The following is a 24,659-nucleotide window of genomic DNA, read 5'->3' as shown; positions in this document are numbered from 1 at the left end:
TCAATCCCCCTTAGTTCCTAAGCGGCTTGCCCGTCTTCAGGGTGTAGGCGATGCGCTCCTGGGTCTTCCGGGTGCCGAGGAGCTTCAAGAAGGCCTCCCGCTCCAGGTCCAGAAGGTCCCATTCCGAGACCTCCCGCGCCGGGCCCTCACCGCCCGAGAGCACATAGGCGATCTCCAGGCCGATGCGCATGTCGTGGTCACTGATCTCCCCCGCCTCGCGGAAGGCCCAGACCGCATAGCGCAGGTTGCCCAGGGCTTCACTCCCCAGGACGCGGATCCTCGGGGGAAGGGGCGGACGGTAATCGGGGGCCAGCTCCAGCACCCGCCGCTTGGCGTCGGCGATGAGGAAGTCCCGGTTCATGCTGATCCGGTCCCGGTCCTGGAGGAAGCCCATCTTCAGGGCCTCGAGGGCGCTCGTGGAGGTCCTGGCCATGGCGATGAGGTTAAAGGCCCGCTTCACCGCCTCAAAGGGGTCGGCCTCCTCGTAGGGGGCAAGCTCCTGGGTGAAGCGGAGGAGCATCTCCTTGGTGCCGCCCCCCGCGGGCAGAAGCCCTACCCCGGCCTCCACCAGGCCCATGTAGAGCTCGGCGTGGGCCTGGACGGCGTCGGCGTGCAGGGTGAACTCCGCCCCGCCCCCCAGGGTGAGGCCAAAGGGGGCCACCACCACGGGGAAGGGGCTATAGCGGAGGGACATGGAGGCCTTCTGGAACTGGCGCACCGCCAGGGCGAGCTCGTCCCAGTCCCCCTCCTGGGCCAGGGAGAGGATGAGGGCCAGGTTGGCCCCGGCGGAGAAGGCCCTGGGGTCCTCGTTGCCGATGACGAGGCCCAGGTAGCCCTTCTCCTCCACGTACTCCAGGCTCTTCTGGAGCATGCGGATGACCCCTTCCCCGATGGCGTTCATCTTGGTGCGGAACTCCAAAAGGGCCACCCCATCCCCCAGGTCCAGAAGGGCCGCCTCCTTGCCCTCCAGGAGGGTCTTGCCCTCGGACTTCAGGGCCTTGAGGGAGATGACCCCCTCCCGCACGGGCAGGGGGTGGTAGGCCCCGTCAAACCCCAGGTAGGCGCCGTCCTTGTAGAAGGTGCCCTGGGCCTTCCTAAGGAGCCCGGGAACCTCCAAGCCGTGCTCGGCGAAAAGGGCCTCCACCCGGGAAAGCCCCACGGCGTCCATGTTCTTGAAGGGGCCTTCCTCCCAAGCGAAGCCCCACTCCAGGGCCTGGTCCACGGAGACGAGGTCGTAGGCGATCTCCGGAGCCTTCTCCAGGGTGTAGTGGGCGGTCTTGGCGAAAAGCTCCCGGAGGAAGGCCCCGTACTTGCCGGGAAGGTCCAAGGCCTTGGCGAGGCGCTCCCTCAGGGGAAGGTCCCGGAGGGCGCGAAGCTCGGGAAGCTCCAGCTTGGTCCGGGGGACGTACTCCAGGGTCCGGTAGTCCAGGGTGTAGATCTCCCCGTTCACCCGCTTGTAGAACCCGGCCCCCGCCTTCTCCCCTAAGCGGCCCTCCTCCACGAGCCGGTGGACCCACTCGGGCAGGGCGAAGTCCTCCCCGGTGGCCTGGGCGAGCTCCTCGGTCACGAGCTTGAGCACGTCCAGGCCCGTGAGGTCGGCGGTGCGGAAGGTGGCGGAGTTGGGGCGGCCGAGGAGGGGCCCGGTGAGGGCGTCCACCTCGTCAATGGTGAGGCCGTGCTTCTCCATGAGGCGCACGGCCTGCACCATCCCGTAGACCCCGAGGCGGTTGGCGATGAAGCCGGGGGCGTCCTTGGCGAGAACGGTGCCCTTGCCGAGGATCCTCTCCCCAAAGCGGCGGATTTCCTCCAGGACCTTGGGGTCGGTCTCGGGGGTGGGGATGAGCTCCAGGAGGTGGAGGTAGCGGGGGGGGTTGAAGAAGTGGGTGCCCAGGAAGCGCCGGCGGAAGCCCTCGGAGCGCCCCTCCAGAAGCACCCTCATGGGGATGCCGCTCGTGTTGGAGCTAATGATGGCGGTGGGCTTCAGGAGGCCTTCCAGGCGGGCGTAGAGGGCCTGCTTGGGCTCGGGCTTCTCAATGATGGCCTCCACCACCCAGTCGCAGTCCTTGAGCTTCTCCAGGTCGTCCTCGGTGTTGCCGATCTCAATGTACCGGGCCCGCTCGGGGTCCATGAAGGCCGCGGGCTTGGCCTTGAGGGCGCGCTCCAGGCCCCGCTTGGCGTACTCGTTGCGGTCCTCCTTCCCGGGGATGTCCAGGAGGACCACCGGGATCCCGGCGCTGGCCACCAGGGCGGCGATCCCGCTTCCCATGGTCCCCGCGCCCACCACGCCTACCTTCTTGATCATGGCCACCTCCTTATACTAAGTCAAAGTTTAACCCCAAAACGCTCCGCCTGTCAAAGGGCGGCGCCACCCTGGGCCGCTTCCAGCTCAAACCGGACTCCGGCGGCTAGCGGTCGGCGAAGAGGTAAAGGGCTTCCATCAGGGCCTCGGGGTAGTCCCGGGGCCTTAAACCCTTCTTCTCCAGGCGGAACCCGGGCGGGTACTGGGTGAGCTCCGCCCGGTAGGGAAGCCCTTTGAGGCCGCGGGCGTCGTAGTCCAGGGGGTAGCGGGGGAAGACCACCTCCAGGTGGGTGAGGCCCTCCGTGATGGACACCACCCCCTTCCTCTCCGCCACCAGGCGGAGCCGGGCGAGGGCCACGAAGTTCTCCGCCTCCTCAGGGAGAGGCCCGTAGCGCGCTTTGAGCTCCCGCACCAGGCGGGAAAGCTCGGCGAGGCTTTTCGCCTCGGCGAAGCGGCTGTAGTAGCGGCTCCTGGCCTCGAGGCTGGGCACGTACTCCGCGGGCAGCCGGGCGGAGACGGCGAGGTCCAGGGTCACGTGGGGCCTCTCCTCCCGCACCTCCCCCTTGAGCTTGCGGATGGCCTCCTCCAAAAGCTCGGTGTAGACCTCCAGGGAGAGGGCCCGGATATGCCCGTGCTGCTCGGGACCCAGGAGGTTGCCCACCCCCCGGATCTCCATGTCCTTCTCCGCCAGGAGGTGGCCCGAACCCAGGTCGGAGAGGTCAGCGATGGCCGCCAGGCGCTTCTCGGCGGCCTCGGTGAGGCGGGGCGGGTGGAAGAGGTAGGCGTAGGCCTCCTGGTCGCGCCGCCCCACCCGGCCCCGGAGCTGGTAGAGGGTGGCCAGGCCCAGCCGGTCCGCCCGTTCGATGAGGATGGTGTTGGCCTCCCCCACGTCCAGGCCCGACTCAATGATGGTGGTGGCCAGGAGGAGGTCGTAGGCCCCTTCCGCAAAGAGGAGCATGGTCTCCTCAATGAGGCCTTCGGGCATCTGCCCGTGGACCACCCCGATCCGGGCCTCGGGCACCAGGGCCTCCAGGTACCGCCTGCGCCCCTCTATGGAGGCCACCCGGTCGTGGACATAGAAGACCTTGCCCCCCCGTTCCAGCTCAAAGAGGACAGCTTCCCGCACCAGAAGGGGGTCAAAGGGGGCCAGGAAGGTGCGGATGGGCTTTCTCCCCGGGGGTGGGGTCTTGATGCTGGAGAGGTCCTTGAGCCCCACCAGGGCGGAGTAGAGGGTGCGGGGGATGGGGGTGGCCGAAAGGTAGAGGGTGTCCACCTCCGCTTTGAGCTCCCGGATCCGCTCCTTCTGGACCACGCCGAAGCGGTGCTCCTCGTCCACGATGAGGAGGCCCAGGTCCTTGAAGGCCACGTCGGGCTGGAGGAGGCGGTGGGTGCCGATGACGATGTCCACCGTGCCTTCCTTGAGCCCCTTGAGGATGGCCTCCTCCTCCTTCGGGGGGGTGAAGCGGGAGAGGACCCCAATGCGCACGGGAAGCCCCTGGAAGCGCTCCTTGAAGGTCTTGCCGTGCTGCTCGGCCAGAAGGGTGGTGGGCACCAGAAAGGCCACCTGGGCCCCGTGGCCCACCACGCGGTGGGCGGCCCGCAGGGCCACCTCGGTCTTGCCGAAGCCCACGTCTCCGGAGACCAGGCGGTCCATGGGGTGGGGGGCCTCGAGGTCTCGCAGCACCTCCTCCAGGGCCTGGCGCTGGTCGGGGGTAAGGGTGTAGGGAAAGCCCGCCTCTATCAGGGGGTCCCACTCGGGCAGGGGGGGAAAGGCCCGCCCCGGGGTAGCCTTGCGCTTGGCCTGGAGCACCAGAAGGCGGGCCGCCAGCTCCTCCACGTCCTTTCTGGCCCGTTCCTTGGCCCGCTGCCACTCGTTCTTGCCCAAGGAGGAAAGCTCCGGAGGGTCATCGGTGGTGCCCGGGTGGCGCTTGAGGAGGGGGAGCTGTTCCACGGGCAGGTAGAGCCGCCCCTCCCCCCGGTAGCGCAACACCAGGTAGTCCCGCTTGGCCCCCAGGACCTCCCGGGTCTCCAGGCCCAGGAACTGGCCGATGCCGTGGTCGGGGTGGATGAGGAAGTCCCCCGGGGAAAGGGCCCCGGGGTCGGAGAGGCCCTCCCCGGAGCGGAGCCTGGCCCGCACCCCCCCGGTGGCGAAGACCAGGGCCTCGGTGAGGAGGACATGCTCTCCCCACTCCGCCCCGCCCTCAAAGGCCCCGGGCAGGAGGGCAAGCCTCCCCTTGGGCCCGGGAAACCGCTCCAGCACCAAAGGATCCAGGGGGGCCAGGCGGCGCCTCAGGTACTCCAGGGTGCGCCCGTGGCCCACGAAGAGGTGGACCCGCTTCCCCTCGGCCAGCCAGCGGGCCAGGTCCCTCTCCAGGGCCTTGAGGCTACCCCGGTAGGGAGGGAGGGGCCTCACCCCAAGCTCCAGGAGGGGAAACTCCCCGTGCGCCCCCAGGGCCACCACCGGCCGCCCGGCCAGGAGGGAAAAAAGCTCCCTGGGGGCTAGGGCCGGGGTGTCCAGGTAGACGGGACCGGGGAAGTGGAGGACCTTTTGGGAGGTAAACGCCTCCGCCTTGCCCGGCTTGGGCAGGAGGACATGGCGCCTACGGGGCTCGCCCTCCCAGAAAAGCCGCTCCAGCTCCTCCCCGAAGAACTCCAGGCGCAAAGGCCCAAGCTCCAAGACCTCCCCCAGGACCCGGTAATCCTCGTCTCGGGCATAACCCAGGCGCAGGAGGCGGTCCAAAAGCTCCGTGCGGGGATAGGCCCGGCCCACCTCCAGCACCATGCGCCAGGCAGAGGGGTCCTCGGGAAAGGGGGCCAGGGCCTCCTCGTAGCTGAGGAGGAAGAGGGCCTTCTCCTCCATGGCCTCGAGGCCCGGGTTCGCGTACACCGGCACCCCGAAGGCGGAGAGGTCCCGCCAGCGCCTCAGGCGGTCCTCGGGGACCAGGAGGAGGGCAGGAAGGTCTTCCCGGGCCAAGAGGAGGGCCGCCGCCACCTGGGGCAGGGCCAGACGGTGGCCGTAGAGCTTTTCCAGAAGGATCTCCATGCCGCAAGGCCCTAAAGGGCCAACGGCTATTCTACGGCGTAGGCGTGCACCGCCAAAGCCCCCAGGCCCACGTTGGCGGCGATGGTGGCCCCCGAGCGGGTGATCCGTCCTCGCTCCAGGCGCAGGGCGCCCTCGAGGGCCCGCTTCAATCCGTCCACCCACTCGCTCCTGGCATCGGTGTGGGCGATGGTGATGCGGGCGGTACGTCCTTGGAATTCATCCAGTACTAACCGGGCCAGGGCCTCCGGGACGGAGTTCTCCCGGGCCACCTTCAGGAAGCGGATGTGCCCCTTCTCAATCCGCAGGATAGGGCGCAGGCCCAGGAGGTTGCCCACCACCTCGCCAAAGCGGGGCAGGCGGCCGTTGCGGGCCAGGTGGGAAAGGTCGGCCACGCTGAAGTAGAGGCTGGAGCGCTTCAAGCGCTCCATCTCCCGCACGATCTCCTCCTCGTCCGCCCCCTTCTTCAGCATCTCCACCGCCCGGAGCACCATGGCCCCAAGCCCGGCGGAGACCATCCCCGAGTCCACCACCCGGATGCGGTTGGGGGCCACCTTAAGCGCGGCCTCCCGTGCCCTTTCCACGGTCTTGGAAAGCTCCCCGGAAACATGGATGGAAAGGAGGCGGTCGTAGACCTTGAGGTGGCGCTCGTAGACCTCAACGAAGTCCTCCACCGCCGGGGGCTCGGTCACCGGCTCCGCCCCCGCGCGGATGGCCTGGTAGAGGGCATCGGGGGTGAGTTCCTGCCAGTCCTTGTACTTGCGGCCCATGAGGTGCACGTAGATGGGCACCGTCCCCACCGCCTCCTCCTGGAGGACCTTGGGGGAGAGGTCGGCCGCGGTGTCGGTCACGAGACCCAGCTCCACGCCCCCCATCTTATACCGGGTCAAAGGGATGGGGGCTATAATGGCGGGCGGGTCTGGCCCATGATCCTGGTTACCGGTTTTGAACCCTTTGGCGGCCTGAGGCATAACCCCTCCGCCGCCCTCTTGGACCTCCTGCCGGAAGAGGTGGGAGGAAGGCCTCTCAGGAAGGCCGTGCTTCCCGTAGACGCCGAGGCCCTGCCCACCGCCCTTGCCGCCCTCCACGCCCTGGAGCCTGAGGCGGTCCTCCACCTGGGCCTGGCCGAGGGCCGGCCCCAGCTCACCCTGGAGCGCCTGGCGGTGAACCTCCTGGACTTTGACCGCCCCGACAACCGCGGGCAGGTCCTGGAGGACACCCCGGTGGTCCCCGGCGGCCCCCTGGCCCTCCCCGCCCGTTTTCCCGTCAAGCAGGCCCTGAAGCGCCTCCAGGAAGCGGGCCTTCCCGCTAGGGTTAGCCTCTCTGCCGGAAGCTACCTCTGCAACCAGGCCTTTTACCTTTCCCTCTACCATCTGCCCGAACGCGTGCCCGTGGCCTTCCTCCATCTTCCCCCCGACGAGACCCTAGCCCTGGAAAAAGGCGGGGCCTACGTGCCCCTAAGGGAACAGGCCCGGGCAGTCCGGGTGCTTTTGGAGCTCCTGTGAGGCTTCTTTTCGTTTCCAACGGTCCCACGGAGGATGCCATCGGCGCCCGTATTGCCCAGGGGTTGGGCCTCGAGGCCTACGCCCTGCCCTTGGTCGGCCGCGGGAAGCCCTACGAGGGAATAGCCCGGGAGATTCTGGGTCCACGGCAGGAGATGCCCTCGGGAGGCTTTCTCTTCGGCAGCCTGGAAAACCTCCTGGCCGACCTCCGGGCGGGTTTTCTCTCCATGTCCTGGGCCCAGTGGCGCACCGCCTGGCGCTTTGAACCCCAGGTGGTGGTGGTGGTGGGGGACGCCTACGCCCTCAGCGTGGGGGTCCTGGCCGCCCGGGGATGCCCTGTTTACCACGTAAATCCCCTGGTGTCCGCCCACTACCTGGAGCAAGCCTCCTGGATAGAGGTCCTCCTGGACTGGGGCGGGAGCGACTTCACCCCTTACGAACGCCTCCTGCACCGCAGGGTCCGGGCGGTGTTCGTACGCGATGAGGCTAGCCTCCGCCGGCTTCGGTCCCTGGGCGTAGCCCATGCCCACTGGTACGGCAGCTTCGCCATGGACCTTCTCCCCCCTCCCGAGCGGGACCTTACCCCTTACCTGGGCACAGACCCCCTCCTCGCCCTCCTGCCAGGCACCCGTGGGGACGAGGCCTTCAGCCTGCCCCTCATGCTGGAAGCCAGCCGCCACCTCCCCCTGACCCCGGCCGTGGCCTGGGCCAAGGACTGGTCCCGCCTCCCCCCGCTTTCCGGTTGGCAGGCAGAAGAGGTGGACGCCAACACCCTCCGCCTGGAAAAGGAGGGCCGGACGGCCTGGGTGCTCCGGGGGGCCTTTTCCGCCATCCTTCACCGAAGCCGCTTGGCCCTGGCCACGGCGGGCACGGCCACGGAGCAGGCAGCCGGCCTGGGAATACCCGTGATAGGCTTCCCCACCCCTGGCCCCCAGTACACCCGGGCTTTCGCTCGAAGGCAGAAACGCCTTCTGGGAAAGGCCCTACACCTGGTGGAACCCGACCCTTACCAGATTGCCGGCCAAGGCCTCATCCTCCTCCAGGCTCCGGAAGCCTACGCCCAGGCCAGCCAAGCCGGCAAGGAGCGCATCGGCCCGCCGGGTGGCATCCCTGGGACCGTGGAGCACGTCTACCGAGACCTGCACCAGCTAGGGCTGGTGCGTGGGGTATGCTAGACTTCGCATGCGCCTCTACCGCGTAGGCCTTTTCACCGACGTCTATTTCCCCAACCCCAACGGGGTCACCACCAGCGTTTACCTTCTCCTCCGGGAACTCCGCCGCATGGGCCACGAGGCTTGGGTGGTAGCCCCCCACCACCCCGAGGCCCCGGAGGGCGAGGAGGGGGTGGTACGGGTGCCTTCGGTGGCCTACCCCTTCTACGAGGGCCAGCAGATCGCCCTGCCCTCGGCCCGGCACCTGCCCACAGAGTTTGAACTGATCCACACCCACACCCCCCTCACCCTGGGGGTCTGGGGCCTCAGGATCGCCCGCAACAAGGGCCTGCCCCACGTGTCTACCTTCCACACCCACTACGAGAAGTACGCCCACTACGTGCCGGGTTTGGCCATTCTGGACAAGTACACCGGCATCGTGCCCCGGCTGGCCAAGGCCTTCTATAACCGGGTAGAGGTGGTCATCGCCCCCACGGAACCCGTGAGGCGACTGGCGGAGAGCTACGGCATAGAGCGGCCCATCCGGGTGATCCCCACGGGGATTGACAACCGCATCCTGGAGGAAGCCCCTCTCCCCTCCCCTTCCCCCTGGCCCGAGGGCAAGCGCCGCCTCATCACCGTGGGCCGCTTGGGAAAGGAGAAGTCCTTTGACGTGGTGCTCCGGGCAGTGGCCGAGCTGGCCCGGGAGGAGGACGTCTTCCTGGTGCACATCGGCGAGGGGCCGGAGCTCCAGCCCCTTCAGGCGCTGGCCCGGGAGCTGGGCATAGGGGAGCGGGTGCGCTTCCTGGGGCCCGTGCCCTACCGACGCATCGGGGGGTATTACCGCCTGGCCGAGCTCTTCCTCTTTGCCAGCGAGACGGAGACCCAGGGCCTCGTCATCTGGGAGGCCCAGGCCATGGGGGTTCCCGTGGTGGCCGTGGGGGCGGAGGGCACCCTGGAGGGGGTGGAAGAGGGCAAGACCGGCTTCCTGGTGCCCCCAGGGGATTACCGGGCCCTGGCGGAGAAGGCCTTAGAGCTCCTGAAGGACGAGGAAAAGCGACAGCGCCTGAGCCTCCAGGCCCGGGCCTGGGCCATGGAACGCTCCGCGGAACGCATCGCTGAGCGGATCGTGGCCGTCTACGACGAGGCCAGCGAGATCCTGCGGGCCGAGCCCCGGAGGCTCATCTTTCCTTTTCCCCGGCTTCCCCGAAGTAGCCTCGAGGATCGCCCAGGAGGTTTCTAGCCTGCCTGAGGAGAAAGCGCCCCCAACCCCCCTTCAGCCGGCGGGCGGAGGTGAGGACCAGGGCCCCGGGCACGTAGCGCACTGGGCCCAAGGCCTTTAGCCTCCAGCCCAGGAGCACGTCCTCCCGGGCCTCCACCTCGGGGAAGCCCCCCACCTTTAGGGCCGCCTCCTTAAGGACCATCAGGTTGGCCCCCGCCAGGTTGGGACGCCCGAGAAGGGCCATGAGGTTCAAAAAAGCCCGGTAGCCCCACTCGGAAAAGGCCGCCTCCCAGGGGGAGACCCCATAGAAGCGCAGGGGGCCGTAGAGGGCCACGGCCCCCGGGGCATGCTGGGCCAGGGCCTGCAACCAGGTGGGGGTGGGAAGGGAGTCGGCATCCGTCATGGCCACCCACTCCCCCCGGGCGGCCAGGAGCCCCGCCTGCCGGGCGTGGGCCACCCCCTTACGGGCGCAGTAGACCACCCGCACCCCGAAGGCCTCGGCCACCTCCCGGGTGCGGTCGCTGGAGGCGTTGTCCACCACCACCACCTCAAAGGGGGGCAGGGTCTGCCCCAGCACGGCCTTGAGGGCGCCCGGCAGATAGTCCTCCTCGTTATGGGCGGGGATCACCACGCTGATCCGCACGGGTATACTTTAGCGTGTTTCGCTATCTGCCGTGGGCCAGGGAGGGGCTTTCCGTCTTCCTGCGCCTGGTCTTGGCCGTGGGGCTCATGGAGGGGGTAAGAAGCGGCTTCTTCGCCGGCCTCCTGCCCTTTTACGCCCCCGAGTACCTGCACCTGGGCCCCGCCATCTTCACCCTGGCCTTCACCTTTCACCAGCTGGCGGAGAACCTCTCCAAGACCTTCGGAGGGCTTGTGGCGGAGCGGGTGGGGTTTGGCAGGGTGGCCACCCTGGCCGCTCTCATGGGCCTCCTCGCCCTCTTCCTCACCCCGGGGGCCAAGGCCGCCTGGCTCCTCTGGGGGCTTGCCCTTCTTTGGGGGCTTTCCATGTCCACCCTGTACCCGGGGCTGATGACCCTGGCCAGCCGCATCGCCGTGCCGGGGCGGGAGGCCCGGGCCCTCTCCTTCACCCTCACCCTGGTCCTGCCCTGGGCGGGCATCGGCCTGGTAGGGGTGGGACAGGTGGCCCAACGCCACCCCGAGGCGGCCTTGCTCCTCCTCCTCCTGGCCCAGGGGCTCGCCTTCCTCCTCACCCTGAGCCTCTTCACCTTCCGCATCCCTCTCCCGCCCACCAAGAGGGAACCCTACCCCCTAAACCGCCTCCTCCTCTTCCTGCCCGCCGCCTTCGGCCAGACCTTTGCCCCCGCCCTGGTCTCCCTCTTCCTCCTGCGCTTTGCCAAGGAAAGCCTGGGCCTGGAGCCCATCGCCCTAGGGGGCCTTCTCCTCCTGGGCGGAGGGCTGGCCTTCGGCCTTTTGCCCTTCACCGGCCGCCTGGTGGACCGCCGCGGCTACCGCCTGGCCCTGGTGGGAGGGCTTGCCCTTCTTGGGGTGGCCATGCTGTGGCTGGGGTTCGCCAGCACCCTGGCCGAGGTGGCCTTCCTGGCCCTGGTGGCGGGCTTTGGGTACAGCCTCTTCATGCCGGGATGGAACGGCTTCCTGGCCAAGAACCTGCCCCAGGAAAACCGGGCCGCCATCTGGGGAGGGCTTATGACGGTGGAGGGCCTGGGGGTGGCCCTGGGGCCCGCGGTGGGCGGGGTGCTCTGGGAGCTTTTGGGGCTTCGGGCCCCCTTCCTGGTGGGGGGTGGCCTCCTCCTGGCCCTTGGCCTCTTCTACGCCCTGGTCTTCCGGAGGGGTAGATGGAACTAGCCCTGGGCCTCATCCTCCTCCTCTACCTGCTGGCGGACCTCCTCTTCCGCTTCCTGGGCCTGGGGGCCTACGCCCACGGGTCCCGCAGGGACGTGCGGGTGGCCCTCACCTTTGACGACGGCCCCTCCGAGAGCACGGCAGAGCTTTTGGCCCTCCTTCGGCGCCACGGGGTGAAGGCCACCTTCTTCCTCACCGGGGAAAGGGCCCGGGCCAGGCCCCACCTGGTGGAGGCCATCCGCCGGGAGGGCCACCAGCTGGAGGACCACGGGGAGGGCCACCGGGCCTGGACGCTTTTCCTCCCCTGGCGGGAGTGGGCGCACATGGCCAAGAACCCCGGGCGCTACTACCGCCCTCCCCACGGCCTGCACACCCCCTTCACCCGGGTCTTCGCCCGCCTCCTGGGCAAGCGCATCGCCCTTTGGGACCTGGAGAGCAAGGACTGGCTGGACCAGCCCCCAGAGGCCCTGGCGGAAAGGCTTCTTTACTACCTGCGCCCGGGGAGCGTGGTCCTCCTGCACGATGGCCCCGAGCGCACCCTAAGGCTTTTGGAACTGGCCCTGCCCCGGATCCTGGCCCTGGGGTACCAGCCCGTGACCCTGGACGAGCTTGCGCCCAGGCCCCTCACCCCCCGCCTGGCCCTCATCCGCGCCCTCCAGGGCTTTGAGGAACGGTACAACCAGAAGCACCGGGTGGAACGGCTGGGCTACGGCCCCTTTGACCTCTTCCGGGTGGAGAAGAAGCCTTTCCCCGGGCCCAAGGTGCCGGGCATACCCGAGGGCGCCTGGGCCCTGGAGCTCCACCTGGAAAGCCAGCGGGCCATGGAGCTCACCCCCCTGGAGGCCATCCGCCTGGTACGGGAAGGCCTCAGGAAGGTGGCGGCCAGGGTGGCGGAGGACCCCGAGGTGGCCCTGGTCTACGGCTACAGCTACCTGGCCCAGGGGGCCCGGCTCTACGGTTTTCACACCCTTCCCCTACCCCCCTGGCCCCGCCTGGTGGCCACCCTTTCCAGCGCCTGGTTCCTCTGGCTCTACCGGGGAGAGCTTCCCAAGCGGGAGCGCTTCTGGGCCGAGCTGGGCTATCTCACCCGGGAGGAGCTTCTACGGCGATTCCCACCGTCCACTCCCGCTTCCCCACCCCCGGCACCCGGTGGACCCGGAAGCCCGCGGCCTTAAGGGCGCGGCGGAAGGCCCCCTGGGCGGAGTAGGTGGCAAGCCGCCCTCCCCGCCTTAGGGCAAGGCGGAGCCTGCAGAGCACCCCCTCCTCCCAGGCCTCGGGGTTCACCCGGGGGCTGAAGGGGTCCAGGTAGACCGCCGTGGCCCAGGCCTTGGGGAGGGAAAGCGCCTCTACCCGGCCAAAGAGGACGCGAAGCTCTCCCCAGGGCCCGCGGAAGACCTCCGCGGGCCACACCGCCAAAAGCTCCCCAAAAACCGCCTCGGCCCGGGGCAGGGGAAGGGAGATCTGCCGTAGCACCTCGGGGGGAAGAGGCTCCTTCTCCACCGCCAGGTAGCGCAGATGGACCCCCCGCTCCAGGGCGCTTTCCAGGGCCACCCGGAAGTTCACCATGAGGCCCAGGCCCACCTCCAGGACCCGGGGGGCAGGGTGGAGGTGGGTGCGGGTCTTCTCCAGGTAAAGCCGCCGGGCCTGGAGCAGGGCCCCCTGCCGGGGGTGGTAGGCCTCCCCGTAGCCAGGGTGGACCAGGGTGGGGGTGCCGTCTTGGGTGGGAACGGGCTCCATCCCCGCTAGAATAGCCGGCATGGAGCTCTCCCTCTTGGACAAGCTCTCGGGAACCCTGGTCAACGCCGCCACCGTGACCTTGGGCACCGGGCTCGGCCTCCTTCTGCGGGGACGCCTTCCCGAGCGCATGGCGCGCATCCTGGTCCAGGGGGTGGGGCTCACCACCCTGTACATCGGGCTCTCCATGGCCGCCGCCCTGGGGAGGGCCAAGGGGGGAGCGGTGGACGGGGTGGTGCTGGGGCTTTTGAGCCTGGTCCTGGGAGGTCTCCTGGGGGAGTGGTGGCGGATTGAGGAGGGCCTCGAGGGCTTGGGGGAAAGGATCAAGCGGGCGGTGCGGGGCGGGGGGCGCTTCACCGAGGGGTTTTTGGCGGCTAGCCTCCTCTTCTGCGTGGGGCCCATGACCCTTTTGGGCTCCATCCAAAACGGCCTGAGCGGGGACGCCAGCCTCCTCCTCCTCAAGGCCACCCTAGACGGGCTCTCGGCCATCGCCCTCACCAGCTCCTTCGGCATCGGGGTAGGGTTCAGCGTGCTGGTGATCCTGGCCTACCAGGGAGGGGTGGCCCTCCTGGCGGGCACCCTGAGCCAGGCCCTCCCCGACCCTGCTGGGGACCCCCGGGTCCTCCTCATCACCGGGGTAGGGGGGCTCATGGTCCTGGGGGTGGGCATCAACCTTCTGGGCCTCACCAAGGTGCGGGTGGGGGCCTTCCTGCCCGCCCTCCTCCTGGCCCCCCTCCTCTGGGGGCTGGCTGAACTCCTCTCCTGAGGTGGCGTAGAATGCCCCCCATGGAGCTCTCCCCGGACCTCCTGCGCAAGCTGGAGGGCCTGGCCAAAATCCGGCTCTCCCCCGAGGAGGAAGCCCTCCTCCTGGACGACCTCAAGCGCATCCTGGACTTCGTGGACGCCCTGCCCCAGGTGGAGGAGGTGGCCGAGGAGGCCGCCCTGGGCCGCCTGCGGGAGGACATCCCCCGTCCCTCCCTCTCCCAGAAGGAGGCCCTGGCCCTGGCCCCCGAAGGCGAGGAGGGCTTTTTCCGGGTGCCCCCGGTGCTGGAGTAGCCATGGTGGACCTCAAGCGCATCCGTCAGGAACCCGATACCTTTCGCCAGGCCATTCGGCTAAAGGGCGTGGCCCTGGACCTGGACGCCCTTCTGGAGCTGGACCGGGAGGTGCAGGGGCTCAAGCAACGCCTCCAGGAAATCCAGACGGAACGCAACCGCATCGCCAAGGAGGTGCCCAAGGCCCCCCCCGAGGAAAGGCCTCACCTGGTGGCCCGGGGCAAGGCCTTGGCCGAGGAGGCCAAGGGGGTGGAGGAGCTTTTGCGGCAAAAGGAGGCCCTCCTGTGGGAGCTCCTCCTCCAGGTTCCCCTTCCCCCCTGGCCCGGGGCCCCCGTGGGCCCGGACGACAGCGCCAACGTGGAGATCAAGCGGGTGGGCACCCCGCCGGAGTTCCCCTTCCCTCCCCTGGACCACGTGGCCCTGATGGAGAAGAACGGCTGGTGGGAACCCCGGGTGAGCCGGGTCTCGGGAAGCCGCACCTACGCCCTGCGGGGGGACCTGGCCCTTTATGAGATGGCCCTCCTCCGCTTCGCCATGGACTTCATGGTGGGGCGGGGCTTCATCCCCCTCACCCTGCCCGCCTACGCCCGGGAAGCGGCCTTCGTGGGCACCGGCCACTTCCCCGCCGCCCGCGACCAGGTCTGGCCCATCGCCGGCACCGACCTCTACCTCACGGGCACGGCCGAGGTGGTGCTGAACGCCCTCCACTCCGGGGAAATCCTGAAGGTGGAGGAGCTTCCCAAGCGCTACGCCGGGTACGCCCCCGCCTTCCGCTCCGAGGCGGGAAGCGCCGGGAAGGACGTGCGCGGCCTCATGCGGGTGCACCAGTTCCACAAGGTGGAGCAGTACGTGCTCACCGAGGCCAGCCTCGAGGCCTCCGACCGGGCCTTCCAGGAGCTTCTGGAAAACGCCGAGGCCATCCTGGGGCTTCTGGAACTCCCCTACCGCCTCCTGGAGGTCTCCACCGGGGACATGGGCCCTGGGAAGTGGCGCCAGGTGGACCTGGAGGTCTGGGTGCCCTCGGAAGGGCGCTACCGGGAGACCCACTCCTGCTCCGCCCTCCTGGACTGGCAGGCCCGGCGGGCCGACCTGCGCTACCGCGACGCCGAGGGCCGGGTGCGCCACGCCTACACCCTCAACAACACCGCCCTGGCCACCCCGCGCATCCTGGTGATGCTCCTGGAAAACCACCAGCTGGAAGACGGCCGGGTGCGGGTGCCCGAGGCCCTGGTGCCCTACGTGGGCAAGGAGGTGTTGGAACCGTGCGGCTAGAGGCGGCGGAACTGCGCATCCTGGAACTGCCCCTGAAGTTCCGCTTTGAGACCAGCTTCGGGGTGCAGACCAAAAGGACCATCCTCCTCTTAAGGCTCTTCGGGGAGGGCCTCGAGGGCTTGGGGGAGGGTGTGATGGAGCGGCTTCCCCTCTACCGGGAGGAGACGGTGGCGAGCGCCCGCTACCTCCTGGAGGAGGTCTTCCTCCCCCGGATCCTGGGGCAGGACCTCCCCAACCCCGAGGCCCTGCGGGAGGCCCTAAGCCCCTTCCGCGGCAATCCCATGGCCAAGGCGGTGCTGGAGATGGCCTTCCACGACCTTTTCGCCAAATCCCTGGGAAAACCCCTCTGGCAGGTCCTGGGCGGGGTGCGGCAGAGGGTGGAGGTGGGGGTCTCCCTGGGCATCCAGCCCACGGTGGAGGAGACCCTGAGGGTGGTGGAAAAGCACCTCCAGGAGGGCTACCGGCGCATCAAGCTCAAGATCAAGCCGGGCTGGGACTACGAGGTGCTGAAGGCCGTGCGCCAGGCCTTCCCCCAGGCCACCCTCACCGCGGACGCCAACAGCGCCTACCGCCTGGCGGACTTCGCCCGCCTCAAGCGCCTGGACGAGCTGGGGCTGGACTACATTGAGCAACCCCTGGGCTACGAGGACCTCCTGGACCACGCCAAGCTGCAACGGGAGCTTTCCACCCCCATCTGCCTGGACGAAAGCCTCACCTCGGCGGGAAAGGCCCGCAAGGCCGTAGAGCTGGGCGCGGGCCGGGTCTTCAACATCAAGCCCGCCCGCCTTGGGGGGCATGGGGAAAGCCTTAGGGTCCACGCCCTGGCCGAGGCCGCGGGCATCCCCCTGTGGATGGGGGGGATGCTGGAGGCCGGGGTGGGCCGGGCCCACAACCTCCACCTGGCCACCCTCCCGGGCTTCACCAAGCCCGGGGACGTGAGCTCGGCCAGCCGCTACTGGGAGGAGGACCTCATTGAGGAGGCCCTGGAGGCCAAAGAGGGCCTCATGCCCGTACCCCAGGGCCCGGGGATCGGGGTGCACCTGAAGCTACCCCTGGTGGAGCGCCTCACCCTATGGCAGAGGTACATGTCCGCGAGCTAAAGGGCCCGGAGGAGATGGAGGGGGTGGTGGAGCTCCAGCGCCAGGTCTGGGGCCGGGAGGACCGGGACCTGGTGCCCAGGGGGCTCCTCATCGCGGTGCAGGACGAAGGAGGGCTGGTGGCGGGGGCCTTCGTGGAAGGGGGGCTGGTGGGCTTCGTCTTCGGCTTTCCCACCCGGGACCCCAGCCTGCAACACTCCCACATGCTGGGGGTGCTGGAGCCCTACCGGGGCACGGGAGCGGCCCTTCTCCTCAAGCGCTTCCAGCGGGACTGGTGCCTGGCCCGGGGCATCCGCAAGGTGGTCTGGACCTTTGACCCCCTGCGGGGCGCCAACGCCAACTTCAACCTGCGCAAACTGGGGGCCACCGCCAAAACCTACCTCCCCGACCACTACGGCCCCATGTCGGGGATCAACGCCGGGGCCCCCTCGGACCGGCTCCTGGCGGAGTGGGACCTGCTTTCCCAAAGGGTGTACACCCGCATCTACGCCCCCCCGCCCGAGCCAGAGGCCACGGGCCTGCCCCTGGCCAACCGGGTGGAGGACGAGGTCCCCCTGGAGGCCCACCTGGACCTCGAGGCCCCCCGGCTCCTCTTCCAGATCCCCGAGGACTGGGGTCGCATCCTCCGTGAGGACCCCGAGCTGGCCCTCCGGTGGCGGGAGCACAGCCGCCTGGTCCTGGGCCACTACTTCGCCCGGGGCTACCGGGCGGTGGACTTCGCCCGCCACCCCAACCGCTATGTCCTGGCTCAGGACTGAACTCTGGACCGCCGAGGTAGTCTACACCGGCTTCGGCACCCCCATGCTCCGGGGGGCCCTGGCGGTGCAGGGGGGGTTCGTGGTGGGCCAGGGAAGCCTGGAGGAGCTGAGGGCGCGCTTTCCCCAGGCGGAGGTGGTCCACAAGGGCAGGGCCCTCTTCCCCCCTCCGGTGAACGCCCACACCCACCTGGACCTCTCCCTCCTGCCCCGGTACCAAGGCCCCTTTTCCGGCTTCATCCCCCACGTGGTAGCCCACCGGGAACGGCGGGGCCTCGAGGGGGTCAGGCGGGGCCTGGAGGAACTCCAGGCCGCGGGCACCGGTGCCTTCGGCGACATCGTCTTCAAGGATGAGGTCATGGACTTCCTCCTTGGGGAAAGCCCCCTCCCCGGGGTGGCCTTCTACGAGGTCTTCGCCCCCGACCCCCAGGACGCCGAGGCGGTCTTCGCCCGGGTGCGGGCCAAGGTGGAGGCCTGGCGCCGGCAGGAGGGGCGGGTGCGGGTGGGGCTTTCCCCCCATGCCCCCTACTCCGTGAGCCCTCCTCTTTTGCGCAAGCTGGCGGAGTACGCCCGGGCTGAGGGCCTGCCCCTCATGGTCCACGCCGGGGAGAGCCCGGCGGAGGTGGCCTTCCTCCAGAGGGGGGAGGGTCCTTTGGCCGAGGTGCACCGGCGCTTCAGCCGCACCCCCTGGACCCCCCCGGGCCTGACCCCGGTGCGCTACCTCCACGCCCTGGGGGTGCTGGGCCCCCACACCACCCTGGTCCACGGGGTCCACCTGGACGAGGAGGAGGTGGGCATCCTGGCGGAAAGCGGCACCAAGGTGGTCCTCTGCCCCCGCTCCAACGCGGCCCTCGAGGTGGGGGAAGCCCCCCTTGCCCTCTACGCCCGCCACGGGGTGGAGGTGGCCCTGGGCACAGACTCCCGGGCCAGCAGTCCCGACCTGGACGTGAAGCAGGAGGCCCTCTTCCTCTGGGGCAAAGCCGACCCACGCCTGTTGGTGCGGGCCCTCACCCGAGGGGGGTACCGGGCCTTGGGCCTGCCCACCCCACGCCTGACCCGGGGCACCCCCTTGGCTCTGGTACACTCCCTCTGATGCGCCCCCTGGGCCGCGGACCCCACCTTCCCCTCCCCCCCCTCTGGGACGAGGAGGTCCGCCAGACTGGCCCCCTCATCCTCTACAGCGCCTTCACTGGGGCCCTGGCCGGTCTCCTGGTGGCCCTGCTGAACCTATTGCTCCGCACCCTCACCCAGAACCTGGGCCTCTTCTTCGGCTACCTGGCCCCCGAGGCCCCCGGGGAGGGGGGCCTGGCCCAGGCCTTTAGGGGACCCGGCCTCTGGCCCCTGGCCCTGCTCCTGCCCCTTCTTTTCGCCCTCACCAGCTTTTTGGGTAGCGGGCAGGGGCTTGCCGCCCTCCTGCGCTACGCCCGGGAGGGGCAGTCCCCACCCCGCCTGGTCCATCCCCGGGCGGTGGTGGGGGGGGTGCTCCAGCTTTCCCTGTACTCCCCCATGGGCCGCGAGGGCCCCTTTGGGGTGCTGGGCCTCTGGCTTGGCACCGCCCTGGACCGCCGCTTCCCCCGGCTGGGCGGGGGCTTGGCCTTCGCGGGGCTGGCCGCAGGCCTGGCCGCCGCCTTCCACGCTCCCGTGGCTGGGGCCCTTCTGGCCACGGAGATCCTCTACCGCAGCCTCCTGTTGGAGGCCAGGGCCCTCACCCCGGCCCTCATCGGGGCCATCTCGGGCTTCGCCGTGTACGGGGCCTTCTTCGGCTACGCCCCCCTTCTGCCCTTCCGGGGGGAGGTGGGCCTCGAGGCCCTGCCCGCGGGTGCCCTGGTGGGCCTCCTGGCCGCGGCCCTGGCCACCTTGTGGTCGGAAGGAGGGCGTTTCCTGGGGCAACGGCTAGGGGCCTGGTTCTTCCCCTGGCGGCATGCGCTCCTGGGCCTGGCCCTGGCCCTGGCCCTCCTCTTCCTTCCCGAGGCCCTGGGGAGCGGCCTAGGCTGGGTGGCCGTGGCCACCACGCCCTTTCTTTCCCCCCTGGCCCTCCTCTACCTGCTGGCGGCCAAGCTCCTCCTCCTCCTCCTGGCCGTGGGGGTGCGGGCCTACGGGGGACCCTTCACCCCGGCCCTGGTCCTGGGGGGCCTCCTCGGGGCCCTGGTGGCCCACCTGCCCGGACCCTTCACCCTTCCCGCCCAGGCCCTGGCCCTGGCAGGGGGGGCGGCGGTGCTGGCCGGGGTTGCCCGGGCCCCCTTCGCCGCCACCGTTCTGGCGGCGGAATGGGGTGGGTACGCCGTCCTGCCCCTGGCCCTACCCGCGGTGATCCTGGCCTATGCCCTCACCCCGGCCCCCGACCCCGAGGAAGGCCTCAGGGAAGGGCCGGCCAGGCCGGCGGAGCCTCCGTCTGAAACGCCTCCGCAAACGACACCCCTGCCTCCCGGCCCAGAAGCCGCCTCCGAAGGCGGAACTCCTCCAGGGTAAAGGGCCAGCGGTAAAACTCCCGATAGAAGCGGAAGACCTCCTCGGCCACTTCCTGGGTAGGGCTGGTGTCCACATAGACCCAGGGGCGGGCCAGGTCGCGCCGCGGGTAGTGGTAAAGCCGCACGGGCTTGCGGTGGGCCTCCCCCACCAGCTTGGGTATGCGGCAGAGCTTCAAGGCGGAGAGCACCGCCTGGTGGGTGGCCCGGTGGTCGGGGTGGACGTCCAGGGGGTCCCAGGTGATGACGGCATCGGGGCGGAACTCGGCCATGAGCCGGGCCAGGGCCAGGGCCTCCTCCCGGCCCCCGGTGAGCAGGGTGTCGCCAAAGGGCAGGAAACGGTACTCGGCCCCCAGGAGAGCGGCCACCTGCGCCCCGTGCCCCTCCCGTATCCGGGCCACCTCCTCCGGGGGCAGGTCCCCGAAGTGGCTGGCCAGCTCCCCCCGGGTGAGCCACACGAGAAGCACCCGGTCCCCCCGCCGGGCGTGCAGGGCCAGGGTGCCCGCAGCCCCTATTTCGTCGTCCGGATGGGCGAAGACCGCCATCAGGTTCATGGAGCCAAGTCTAACCGCCTTGCCCCTGGCGCCGGAACCCCTTAGCATGGGGCCTAATATGGTGCGGGGTATCAGGGGCGCCATCACCGTGGAGGAGGACACGCCAGAGGCCATCCATCAGGCCACTCGGGAGCTTCTCCTAAAAATGCTGGAGATGAACGGCATCCAAAGCCACGAGGAACTGGCGGCCATCATCTTCACCGTCACCGAGGACCTCTGCTCTGCCTTCCCCGCCGAGGCGGCGCGCCAGATTGGCATGCACCGGGTACCCCTGCTCTCCGCCCGGGAAGTGCCCGTGCCGGGAAGCCTGCCCCGGGTCATCCGGGTCCTGGCCCTCTGGAACACAGACACCCCCCAGGACCAGGTGCGCCACGTTTACCTGCGGGAGGCGGTGCGCCTGAGGCCGGACCTGGAAAGCGCACAGTGAAACCCAAACGCTACACGGTCAAGCGGGAGAAGCTCACGGAATACCTTCTCAACCCCGATCATCCCCAGGGAAGAGCCAAGGCCAAGTTCTTCCTGTCTAAAGGGTTCTCCCGAGAAAACCCCAAGGCCCTGGAAACTTCACTAAAAAGGCATGTCCGAGAGGCTAAACCCTGCAAAATACAAAGGGGAACAGAGGGGGGGGCTTTAAAGTAAGCTACATAGGTCCTCTGCGAACCCCAAAGGAAACTGTGGAGAGGTTTATTAGCGTATGGTATGTTGACGAGGAGGGCACGGCAACTCTTATCACCGCATACCCCGCTGGCGAAAGAGATCGCTGTCATGAGAACAAGGGAACTTGAACTGGTAGAACTCCAAACCGACATGCCTGAGCTGGGCTTGACCAAGGGCATGGTGGGTACTGTGGTATTCATCTACCCCAAAGGCCAAAGCGCCGAAGTGGAATTCCTAGATGCGGAAGGCCAGACTATAGCCGTTGAAACTTTACCCCTAGATTTTTTAAAATCTCTTCCCTCTCGGAAGGAAGCCAAAAAGGAGAAGGCATTCATTGGCTCTAATCCCAAGAAAGCTCGCCTGAGGGGAAAACAACTGGTTAGGTTCTTGGCTCGGGAGGCCAACGTGCCGGAAGAAGAAGCCCGGCGCTTCCTGGTGGTTTTAGGTCATCTAGGCAAACAAAAGCGGGTGATATGGAAGGACATCACCCGCTTGGAAGAAGAGCTTTAGACCCTACATACCCAGAAGCCCTTTCCAGTCAGAGGGTCCTTTCGGGCTCACATAGCCCGTGTCCATCTGGGCCAGCTGGAGCTTGCCCGAGTACTCCTCGTTGACCGCCTGCCAGTAGGTGTACTCCTCAATAACCCAGATGCCCGACTCCCGCGCCCCGTTGCCGCTGGCCTTCACCCCGCCAAAGGGCAGGTGGGCCTCGGCCCCCACGGTGGCGTTGTTGATGCTGGTCATGCCCGCGCGGATGCCCACCTTGAAGAGGTAGGCCCAGTGGCGGTGGTTGGTGTAGATGGCGCTGGAAAGGCCGTAGGGGGTGCTGTTGGCCACCTCAATGGCCTCCTCAATGCCGTCCACCTTGACCAGGTTGATGGTGGGACCGAAAATCTCCTCGGCGAACTGGCGCATGCCCGGCCGGGCCTCCCACACCGTGGGCCAGCCGAATAGACCGGCCTCGGGGTCCCCCAGGAAGCGGGGGTAGGGGTTTTCCCGGGTGATGCGCCCCTTACCAAAGAGCAGGGTGGCCCCGTCCTCCTCCCCCCAGCGGTAGTGCTCCAGCCAGCGCTCAAAGAGGCGCCCGTTGATGAAGGGGCCGTAGGTGACCTGGGGATGGACCAGGGGGTTGCCCACCAGGGTGGCCTCCGTCTTTTCCAGGAAGCGGCGCTTGAACTCCTCGTAGATGGGGGCATCCACGATGATGTTCCCCGCGGAGGTGCACCGCTGCCCCCCGGTGGCAAAGGCACTCCACCAGGCCCCTTCCACGGCCAGGTCCAGGTCGGCATCCCGCATGACCACCAGGGGGTTCTTCCCCCCCAGCTCCAGGGTGGGGCGGATCAGGTTCCGGCCCGCCACCTCCCCGATCCAGCGTCCCACCTTGGTGCTGCCGGTGAAGGCGAACTTGTTCAGGAGGCCCTCGTCCATGAGCTCCACCAGCCACTGGCCCGTGGAGTCCTTTCCGCCCCCGAAGACCACGTTGATGACCCCGGGGGGCAGGCCCGCCTCCTCAAAGAGCTTCACGAACACGTAAGACAGGGTGGGGGAGTCATCGGAGGGCTTCCAGACCACGGTGTTGCCCGTGAGCACCGCGGGGATGAGCTTCCAACTGGGCACCGCGATGGGAAAGTTCCCCGCGGTAATCATGCCCACCACGCCCAGGGGGCGGCGGAAGGTAAAGAGCTCCTTGTCCCGCATCTCGCTGGGGACGGTCTGGCCGTAAAGCCTGCGCCCTTCGGAGGCAAAGAAAAGGGCGGTGTCTATGGCCTCCTGAACGTCTCCGCCCGCCTCCTTAAAGGTCTTGCCCACTTCCCGCACCATGAGGCGGGTCAGGGTGGGCTTTTCCCGCTCCAGGATTTTGGCCAGGTTAAAAAGCACCTGACCCCGGACCGGCGCCGGCGTGCGGGACCACTCGGCAAAGGCCTCCCGGGCCTTTAAAGCCGCCTTGCGCAGGGTGTCTTTGGTGCCCTCGGGAAAACGGGCTACCAGGTCCTCCTGGTCGGAGGGGTTCCGGCGCTCCAGGGTCTGGCCCTCGTACACCTCTTCCCCACCGATGAGGTGACCAAACTCCAGGGTGTTGCCGTATTTGCTGGCGAACGCCTTCATGCTGACCTCCGCTCAGGATTTTACCCGGCAGAGGCAATTTGCACGGGCCCCCTCGCAGTAAGGTTTTTGGTTTCCATGGCAGAAATCCCCTTACGGGGCTAAGGTTTTTGCAACCCAGCCGAAGTGCTGGCTCAGAAGGACCGGCGCCGGGCCATGTAGCAATCCCCTTACGGGGCTAAGGCTTTTGCAACCCCTGGCCTACCGCTGGCCTGCGGTCATCTACACCATGGAGTAGCAATCCCCTTACGGGGCTAAGGCTTTTGCAACTACACCCTGCAGCGCACGGGTGAACGGCCTGTAGTAGTGTAGTAGCAATCCCCTTACGGGGCTAAGGCTTTTGCAACACCCCCCAAAGCCCAGGGGGGAGGGGCCTCCCCCTCCCGTAGCAATCCCCTTACGGGGCTAAGGCTTTTGCAACGAAAATCCCGAGGCTGTTGGGGTGCTCGTGGCTTACAAGTAGCAATCCCCTTACGGGGCTAAGGCTTTTGCAACTCTACCCCCTCCTCCGCAACGTCCTGGACAAGGTTTTTGGAGGGGGGGTTTGTGAGAAGGATGAAACCTGGAATATACACATGGCGTATAGAGAGCATTTTGCGGGATTTATGCCCATGCTCATAGCCCTGCGGGCGATGCGATGAGAGGGGAAAGGCGCATATTCCCCTTGCCCAAGGCAAAAACTCCTTGTCAAGCTCCCCGTCCGAAGGTTCGGACACCTGCATTATAGCACATCACTGGAAGCATATACTTGGTTCATTTTTATCAGAAAAATGCCCTATGCCACCTTGGTTCGCTTTGGTAAAGCGTCAAAAATGCCTGTTCCGCGGGCAATGGCGAATTTGGGAAGTAGCTATAACAAGTGGAAGCAATAACTGAGTTTAAGCCAAAGGGCTAAAAGCCGCTCCCTCTGGCCGAAGCCCAGGAAACGCCTAGCCAAACTTGGCCTTCAGGGCCCTCAGGGTGGCGGGGGGGACCAGTTTGGACACATCCCCTCCGTAGCGGGCAATCTCCTTCACCATAGTGCTGGATACGAAGGAATAGCGGGTGGCAGAAAGGATAAAGAGGGTTTCCAACCCGGGAAGAAGCTGGCGGTTCAGATGGGCCATCTGGAGCTCGTACTCGTAGTCGGAAACCGCCCGCAAACCCTTCACGATGGCCTGGGCCCCCACCCGGCGCACGAAGTCCACCAGGAGGCCAGAGAAGGTGTGGGCCTCCACATTGGCCAGGTGGGCGGTGGCCTCCCGCACGATGGCCAACCGCTCCTCGGCGGTGAAGAGGTACTGGCCCCGCTTGTTGGGGTTTTCCAGGATGGCCACCGTCACCTTGGCAAAGAGGCGGCTCGCCCGCTGGATGACGTCCAGGTGACCGTTGGTAAGGGGGTCAAAGCTTCCGGGGTAGACCACGTGCATCTAGACCTCCACCAGGGTGAGGGCGTTTTCCCCGTACACCCGTCGCTCCCCCATGGGCAGGACCAGGTCCTTGGGGTGCTGGAGAATGTAAAGCCCGCCTTTTTCCACCAGACCGCTTTCCAGAAGGGCCTGGAAGGCCGCCACCAGGTCCATGGGGTAAGGAGGAGCCATGAAGGCCACGGTATAGCGCTCCCCCCGGGCCCTGGCCTCGGGCAGGAAAACCTCCACGGGAAGGGGCACGATGCGCACGGGAAGGCCAGTGCGGCGGGCATTTTCCTTGAGGAGGGCCACCGCCTCCTTGTCCTTCTCCACCAGGGTGGCCTCCCAACCCTCGCTGGCCGCCTCGAGGCCCACCGCCCCGCTACCTGCATAGAGGTCCAGAAAGCGCCCCCGCCCGGGGTAGCGCAGGCGCAGGTAGTCAAAGAGGGCCTTCCGCAACCGCACCGGGGAAGGACGGGCAGAGGCAGGCACCTTCAAGGGCACCCCCTTGGCCCGGCCGCCGAGAATCCTCACCACGCCCCTA

The 24,659-nt window shown here is 68.0% G+C and carries 24 protein-coding genes and 1 CRISPR repeat array; of the genes, 15 read left to right on the top strand and 9 right to left on the bottom strand.

Going from position 1 to position 24,659, the window contains the following annotated elements; genetic code table 11:
* Positions 1–10: 10 nt before the first annotated feature.
* The 3 genes from B128_RS0111065 to B128_RS0111055 form a co-directional block, all read right to left on the bottom strand.
* On the bottom strand, positions 11–2,302 hold the full coding sequence (locus B128_RS0111065; protein WP_018112338.1) for a 3-hydroxyacyl-CoA dehydrogenase/enoyl-CoA hydratase family protein: 2,292 nt from the start codon (positions 2,300–2,302) through the stop codon (positions 11–13).
* A gap of 103 nt (positions 2,303–2,405) precedes the next feature.
* Positions 2,406–5,342 carry a transcription-repair coupling factor gene (mfd, locus tag B128_RS0111060; protein WP_018112337.1) on the bottom strand — a complete coding sequence of 979 codons (2,937 nt, stop codon included), beginning with the start codon at positions 5,340–5,342 and terminating at the stop codon, positions 2,406–2,408.
* 26 nt (positions 5,343–5,368) lie between these two features.
* The gene (locus tag B128_RS0111055) at positions 5,369–6,205 is read right to left on the bottom strand and encodes a DegV family protein (RefSeq protein ID WP_018112336.1); all 837 of its coding nucleotides are present in this window, start codon (positions 6,203–6,205) and stop codon (positions 5,369–5,371) included.
* Between the two features lie 60 nt (positions 6,206–6,265).
* Between B128_RS0111055 and B128_RS0111050 the strand changes: the two genes are divergently transcribed.
* The 3 genes from B128_RS0111050 to B128_RS0111040 are packed head-to-tail and all read left to right on the top strand — an operon-like array spanning position 6,266 to position 9,235.
* A complete protein-coding gene (locus tag B128_RS0111050) occupies positions 6,266–6,844 on the top strand; it encodes a pyroglutamyl-peptidase I (protein ID WP_018112335.1) in 579 nt (192 codons plus the stop codon).
* Entirely contained in the window at positions 6,841–8,016 is a 1,176-nt protein-coding gene (locus tag B128_RS0111045; protein ID WP_018112334.1) for a lipid-A-disaccharide synthase-related protein, read from the top strand. Before B128_RS0111050 ends, B128_RS0111045 begins: the two co-directional genes overlap by 4 nt.
* A gap of 7 nt (positions 8,017–8,023) precedes the next feature.
* A complete protein-coding gene (locus B128_RS0111040; protein WP_018112333.1) occupies positions 8,024–9,235 on the top strand; it encodes a glycosyltransferase family 4 protein in 1,212 nt (403 codons plus the stop codon).
* On the opposite strand, the gene B128_RS0111035 is transcribed toward B128_RS0111040, so the two are convergent.
* Positions 9,174–9,857 carry a glycosyltransferase family 2 protein gene (locus B128_RS0111035; RefSeq protein ID WP_018112332.1) on the bottom strand — a complete coding sequence of 228 codons (684 nt, stop codon included), beginning with the start codon at positions 9,855–9,857 and terminating at the stop codon, positions 9,174–9,176. The genes B128_RS0111040 and B128_RS0111035 overlap by 62 nt on opposite strands.
* A gap of 14 nt (positions 9,858–9,871) precedes the next feature.
* Between B128_RS0111035 and B128_RS0111030 the strand changes: the two genes are divergently transcribed.
* Both B128_RS0111030 and B128_RS0111025 read left to right on the top strand, forming a co-directional pair.
* On the top strand, positions 9,872–11,038 hold the full coding sequence (locus B128_RS0111030; protein WP_018112331.1) for an MFS transporter: 1,167 nt from the start codon (positions 9,872–9,874) through the stop codon (positions 11,036–11,038).
* Positions 11,029–12,210: a polysaccharide deacetylase family protein gene (locus tag B128_RS0111025; RefSeq protein ID WP_018112330.1), complete on the top strand. Its 1,182-nt coding sequence runs from the start codon at positions 11,029–11,031 to the stop codon at positions 12,208–12,210. The genes B128_RS0111030 and B128_RS0111025 overlap by 10 nt, the downstream gene beginning before the upstream one ends.
* On the opposite strand, the gene mnmC2 is transcribed toward B128_RS0111025, so the two are convergent.
* Complete coding sequence (mnmC2, locus tag B128_RS0111020; RefSeq protein WP_018112329.1) at positions 12,119–12,772, bottom strand: tRNA (5-methylaminomethyl-2-thiouridine)(34)-methyltransferase MnmC2; 654 nt, start codon at positions 12,770–12,772, stop codon at positions 12,119–12,121. The two genes, B128_RS0111025 and mnmC2, sit on opposite strands and share 92 nt — an antisense overlap.
* Before the next feature lie 19 nt (positions 12,773–12,791).
* Here mnmC2 and B128_RS0111015 point away from each other — a divergent pair, with 19 nt between their 5' ends.
* The 7 genes from B128_RS0111015 to B128_RS0110985 are packed head-to-tail and all read left to right on the top strand — an operon-like array spanning position 12,792 to position 19,417.
* Positions 12,792–13,535 (top strand): DUF554 domain-containing protein, encoded by a 744-nt coding sequence (locus tag B128_RS0111015; protein ID WP_018112328.1) that lies wholly within the window; start codon positions 12,792–12,794, stop codon positions 13,533–13,535.
* Positions 13,536–13,555: 20 nt separating this feature from the next.
* Entirely contained in the window at positions 13,556–13,825 is a 270-nt protein-coding gene (gatC, locus tag B128_RS0111010) for an Asp-tRNA(Asn)/Glu-tRNA(Gln) amidotransferase subunit GatC (RefSeq protein WP_083922131.1), read from the top strand.
* Positions 13,826–13,827: 2 nt separating this feature from the next.
* A complete protein-coding gene (gene serS, locus B128_RS0111005) occupies positions 13,828–15,096 on the top strand; it encodes a serine--tRNA ligase (RefSeq protein WP_018112326.1) in 1,269 nt (422 codons plus the stop codon).
* A complete protein-coding gene (gene menC / locus B128_RS0111000; RefSeq protein ID WP_018112325.1) occupies positions 15,087–16,196 on the top strand; it encodes an o-succinylbenzoate synthase in 1,110 nt (369 codons plus the stop codon). The genes serS and menC overlap by 10 nt, the downstream gene beginning before the upstream one ends.
* The gene (locus B128_RS0110995) at positions 16,169–16,951 is read left to right on the top strand and encodes a GNAT family N-acetyltransferase (RefSeq protein WP_026175214.1); all 783 of its coding nucleotides are present in this window, start codon (positions 16,169–16,171) and stop codon (positions 16,949–16,951) included. The genes menC and B128_RS0110995 overlap by 28 nt, the downstream gene beginning before the upstream one ends.
* On the top strand, positions 16,932–18,041 hold the full coding sequence (locus B128_RS0110990; RefSeq protein ID WP_026175213.1) for an amidohydrolase family protein: 1,110 nt from the start codon (positions 16,932–16,934) through the stop codon (positions 18,039–18,041). The genes B128_RS0110995 and B128_RS0110990 overlap by 20 nt, the downstream gene beginning before the upstream one ends.
* On the top strand, positions 18,041–19,417 hold the full coding sequence (locus B128_RS0110985) for a chloride channel protein (protein ID WP_018112322.1): 1,377 nt from the start codon (positions 18,041–18,043) through the stop codon (positions 19,415–19,417). Before B128_RS0110990 ends, B128_RS0110985 begins: the two co-directional genes overlap by 1 nt.
* On the opposite strand, the gene B128_RS0110980 is transcribed toward B128_RS0110985, so the two are convergent.
* Positions 19,305–19,958: a PIG-L deacetylase family protein gene (locus B128_RS0110980; RefSeq protein ID WP_040683627.1), complete on the bottom strand. Its 654-nt coding sequence runs from the start codon at positions 19,956–19,958 to the stop codon at positions 19,305–19,307. The genes B128_RS0110985 and B128_RS0110980 overlap by 113 nt on opposite strands.
* 67 nt (positions 19,959–20,025) lie before the next feature.
* On the opposite strand from B128_RS0110980, the gene aroH reads away from it, so the two are divergent.
* From aroH to B128_RS12765, 3 genes are read left to right on the top strand one after another with little or no spacing between them, the layout of a single operon-like run.
* Positions 20,026–20,394, top strand: coding sequence for a chorismate mutase (gene aroH, locus B128_RS0110975; RefSeq protein WP_018112320.1), 369 nt, complete (start codon positions 20,026–20,028; stop codon positions 20,392–20,394).
* Positions 20,391–20,606, top strand: coding sequence for a DUF6883 domain-containing protein (locus B128_RS13475; RefSeq protein WP_425425107.1), 216 nt, complete (start codon positions 20,391–20,393; stop codon positions 20,604–20,606). Before aroH ends, B128_RS13475 begins: the two co-directional genes overlap by 4 nt.
* 60 nt (positions 20,607–20,666) lie before the next feature.
* Positions 20,667–21,134 (top strand): DUF4926 domain-containing protein, encoded by a 468-nt coding sequence (locus tag B128_RS12765; RefSeq protein WP_211207082.1) that lies wholly within the window; start codon positions 20,667–20,669, stop codon positions 21,132–21,134.
* A 3-nt stretch (positions 21,135–21,137) separates the two neighbouring features.
* Here B128_RS12765 and B128_RS0110965 read toward each other — a convergent pair whose 3' ends face one another.
* The 3 genes from B128_RS0110965 to B128_RS0110955 all read right to left on the bottom strand — a co-directional run bounded on the left by B128_RS0110965 (position 21,138) and on the right by B128_RS0110955 (position 24,652).
* The gene (locus B128_RS0110965; RefSeq protein WP_018112318.1) at positions 21,138–22,730 is read right to left on the bottom strand and encodes an aldehyde dehydrogenase family protein; all 1,593 of its coding nucleotides are present in this window, start codon (positions 22,728–22,730) and stop codon (positions 21,138–21,140) included.
* 78 nt (positions 22,731–22,808) lie between these two features.
* Positions 22,809–23,222: direct repeats of the CRISPR family, unit length 36 nt; unit sequence GTAGCAATCCCCTTACGGGGCTAAGGCTTTTGCAAC.
* A 434-nt stretch (positions 23,223–23,656) separates the two neighbouring features.
* Positions 23,657–24,136, bottom strand: a complete 480-nt coding sequence (gene coaD, locus B128_RS0110960; RefSeq protein ID WP_018112317.1) for a pantetheine-phosphate adenylyltransferase — start codon at positions 24,134–24,136, stop codon at positions 23,657–23,659.
* Positions 24,137–24,652, bottom strand: a complete 516-nt coding sequence (locus tag B128_RS0110955; RefSeq protein WP_018112316.1) for an RsmD family RNA methyltransferase — start codon at positions 24,650–24,652, stop codon at positions 24,137–24,139. It lies immediately after the preceding gene.
* Between the last annotated feature and the right edge of the window lie 7 nt (positions 24,653–24,659).

This window comes from Thermus igniterrae ATCC 700962 (assembly GCF_000376265.1).
In the GTDB taxonomy this organism is placed as follows: domain Bacteria; phylum Deinococcota; class Deinococci; order Deinococcales; family Thermaceae; genus Thermus; species Thermus igniterrae.
The sequence above is the reverse complement of the archived record's forward strand: the minus strand, read 5'-3'. Positions and strand labels throughout refer to the sequence as shown.

Coding starts and splice junctions, on each gene's coding strand:
- B128_RS0110990 (WP_026175213.1), top strand. CDS start 16,932: ATGTCCTGGCTCAGGACTGAACTCTGGACCGCCGAGGTAGTCTACACC.
- B128_RS0111065 (WP_018112338.1), bottom strand. CDS start 2,302: ATGATCAAGAAGGTAGGCGTGGTGGGCGCGGGGACCATGGGAAGCGGG.
- coaD (WP_018112317.1), bottom strand. CDS start 24,136: ATGCACGTGGTCTACCCCGGAAGCTTTGACCCCCTTACCAACGGTCAC.
- B128_RS12765 (WP_211207082.1), top strand. CDS start 20,667: ATGTTGACGAGGAGGGCACGGCAACTCTTATCACCGCATACCCCGCTG.
- B128_RS0110980 (WP_040683627.1), bottom strand. CDS start 19,958: ATGGCGGTCTTCGCCCATCCGGACGACGAAATAGGGGCTGCGGGCACC.
- aroH (WP_018112320.1), top strand. CDS start 20,026: ATGGTGCGGGGTATCAGGGGCGCCATCACCGTGGAGGAGGACACGCCA.
- B128_RS0110965 (WP_018112318.1), bottom strand. CDS start 22,730: ATGAAGGCGTTCGCCAGCAAATACGGCAACACCCTGGAGTTTGGTCAC.
- B128_RS0111040 (WP_018112333.1), top strand. CDS start 8,024: ATGCGCCTCTACCGCGTAGGCCTTTTCACCGACGTCTATTTCCCCAAC.
- B128_RS0110995 (WP_026175214.1), top strand. CDS start 16,169: ATGGCAGAGGTACATGTCCGCGAGCTAAAGGGCCCGGAGGAGATGGAG.
- B128_RS0111015 (WP_018112328.1), top strand. CDS start 12,792: ATGGAGCTCTCCCTCTTGGACAAGCTCTCGGGAACCCTGGTCAACGCC.
- mfd (WP_018112337.1), bottom strand. CDS start 5,342: ATGGAGATCCTTCTGGAAAAGCTCTACGGCCACCGTCTGGCCCTGCCC.
- mnmC2 (WP_018112329.1), bottom strand. CDS start 12,772: ATGGAGCCCGTTCCCACCCAAGACGGCACCCCCACCCTGGTCCACCCT.
- B128_RS0111025 (WP_018112330.1), top strand. CDS start 11,029: ATGGAACTAGCCCTGGGCCTCATCCTCCTCCTCTACCTGCTGGCGGAC.
- B128_RS0110985 (WP_018112322.1), top strand. CDS start 18,041: ATGCGCCCCCTGGGCCGCGGACCCCACCTTCCCCTCCCCCCCCTCTGG.
- serS (WP_018112326.1), top strand. CDS start 13,828: ATGGTGGACCTCAAGCGCATCCGTCAGGAACCCGATACCTTTCGCCAG.
- gatC (WP_083922131.1), top strand. CDS start 13,556: ATGGAGCTCTCCCCGGACCTCCTGCGCAAGCTGGAGGGCCTGGCCAAA.
- B128_RS0111050 (WP_018112335.1), top strand. CDS start 6,266: ATGATCCTGGTTACCGGTTTTGAACCCTTTGGCGGCCTGAGGCATAAC.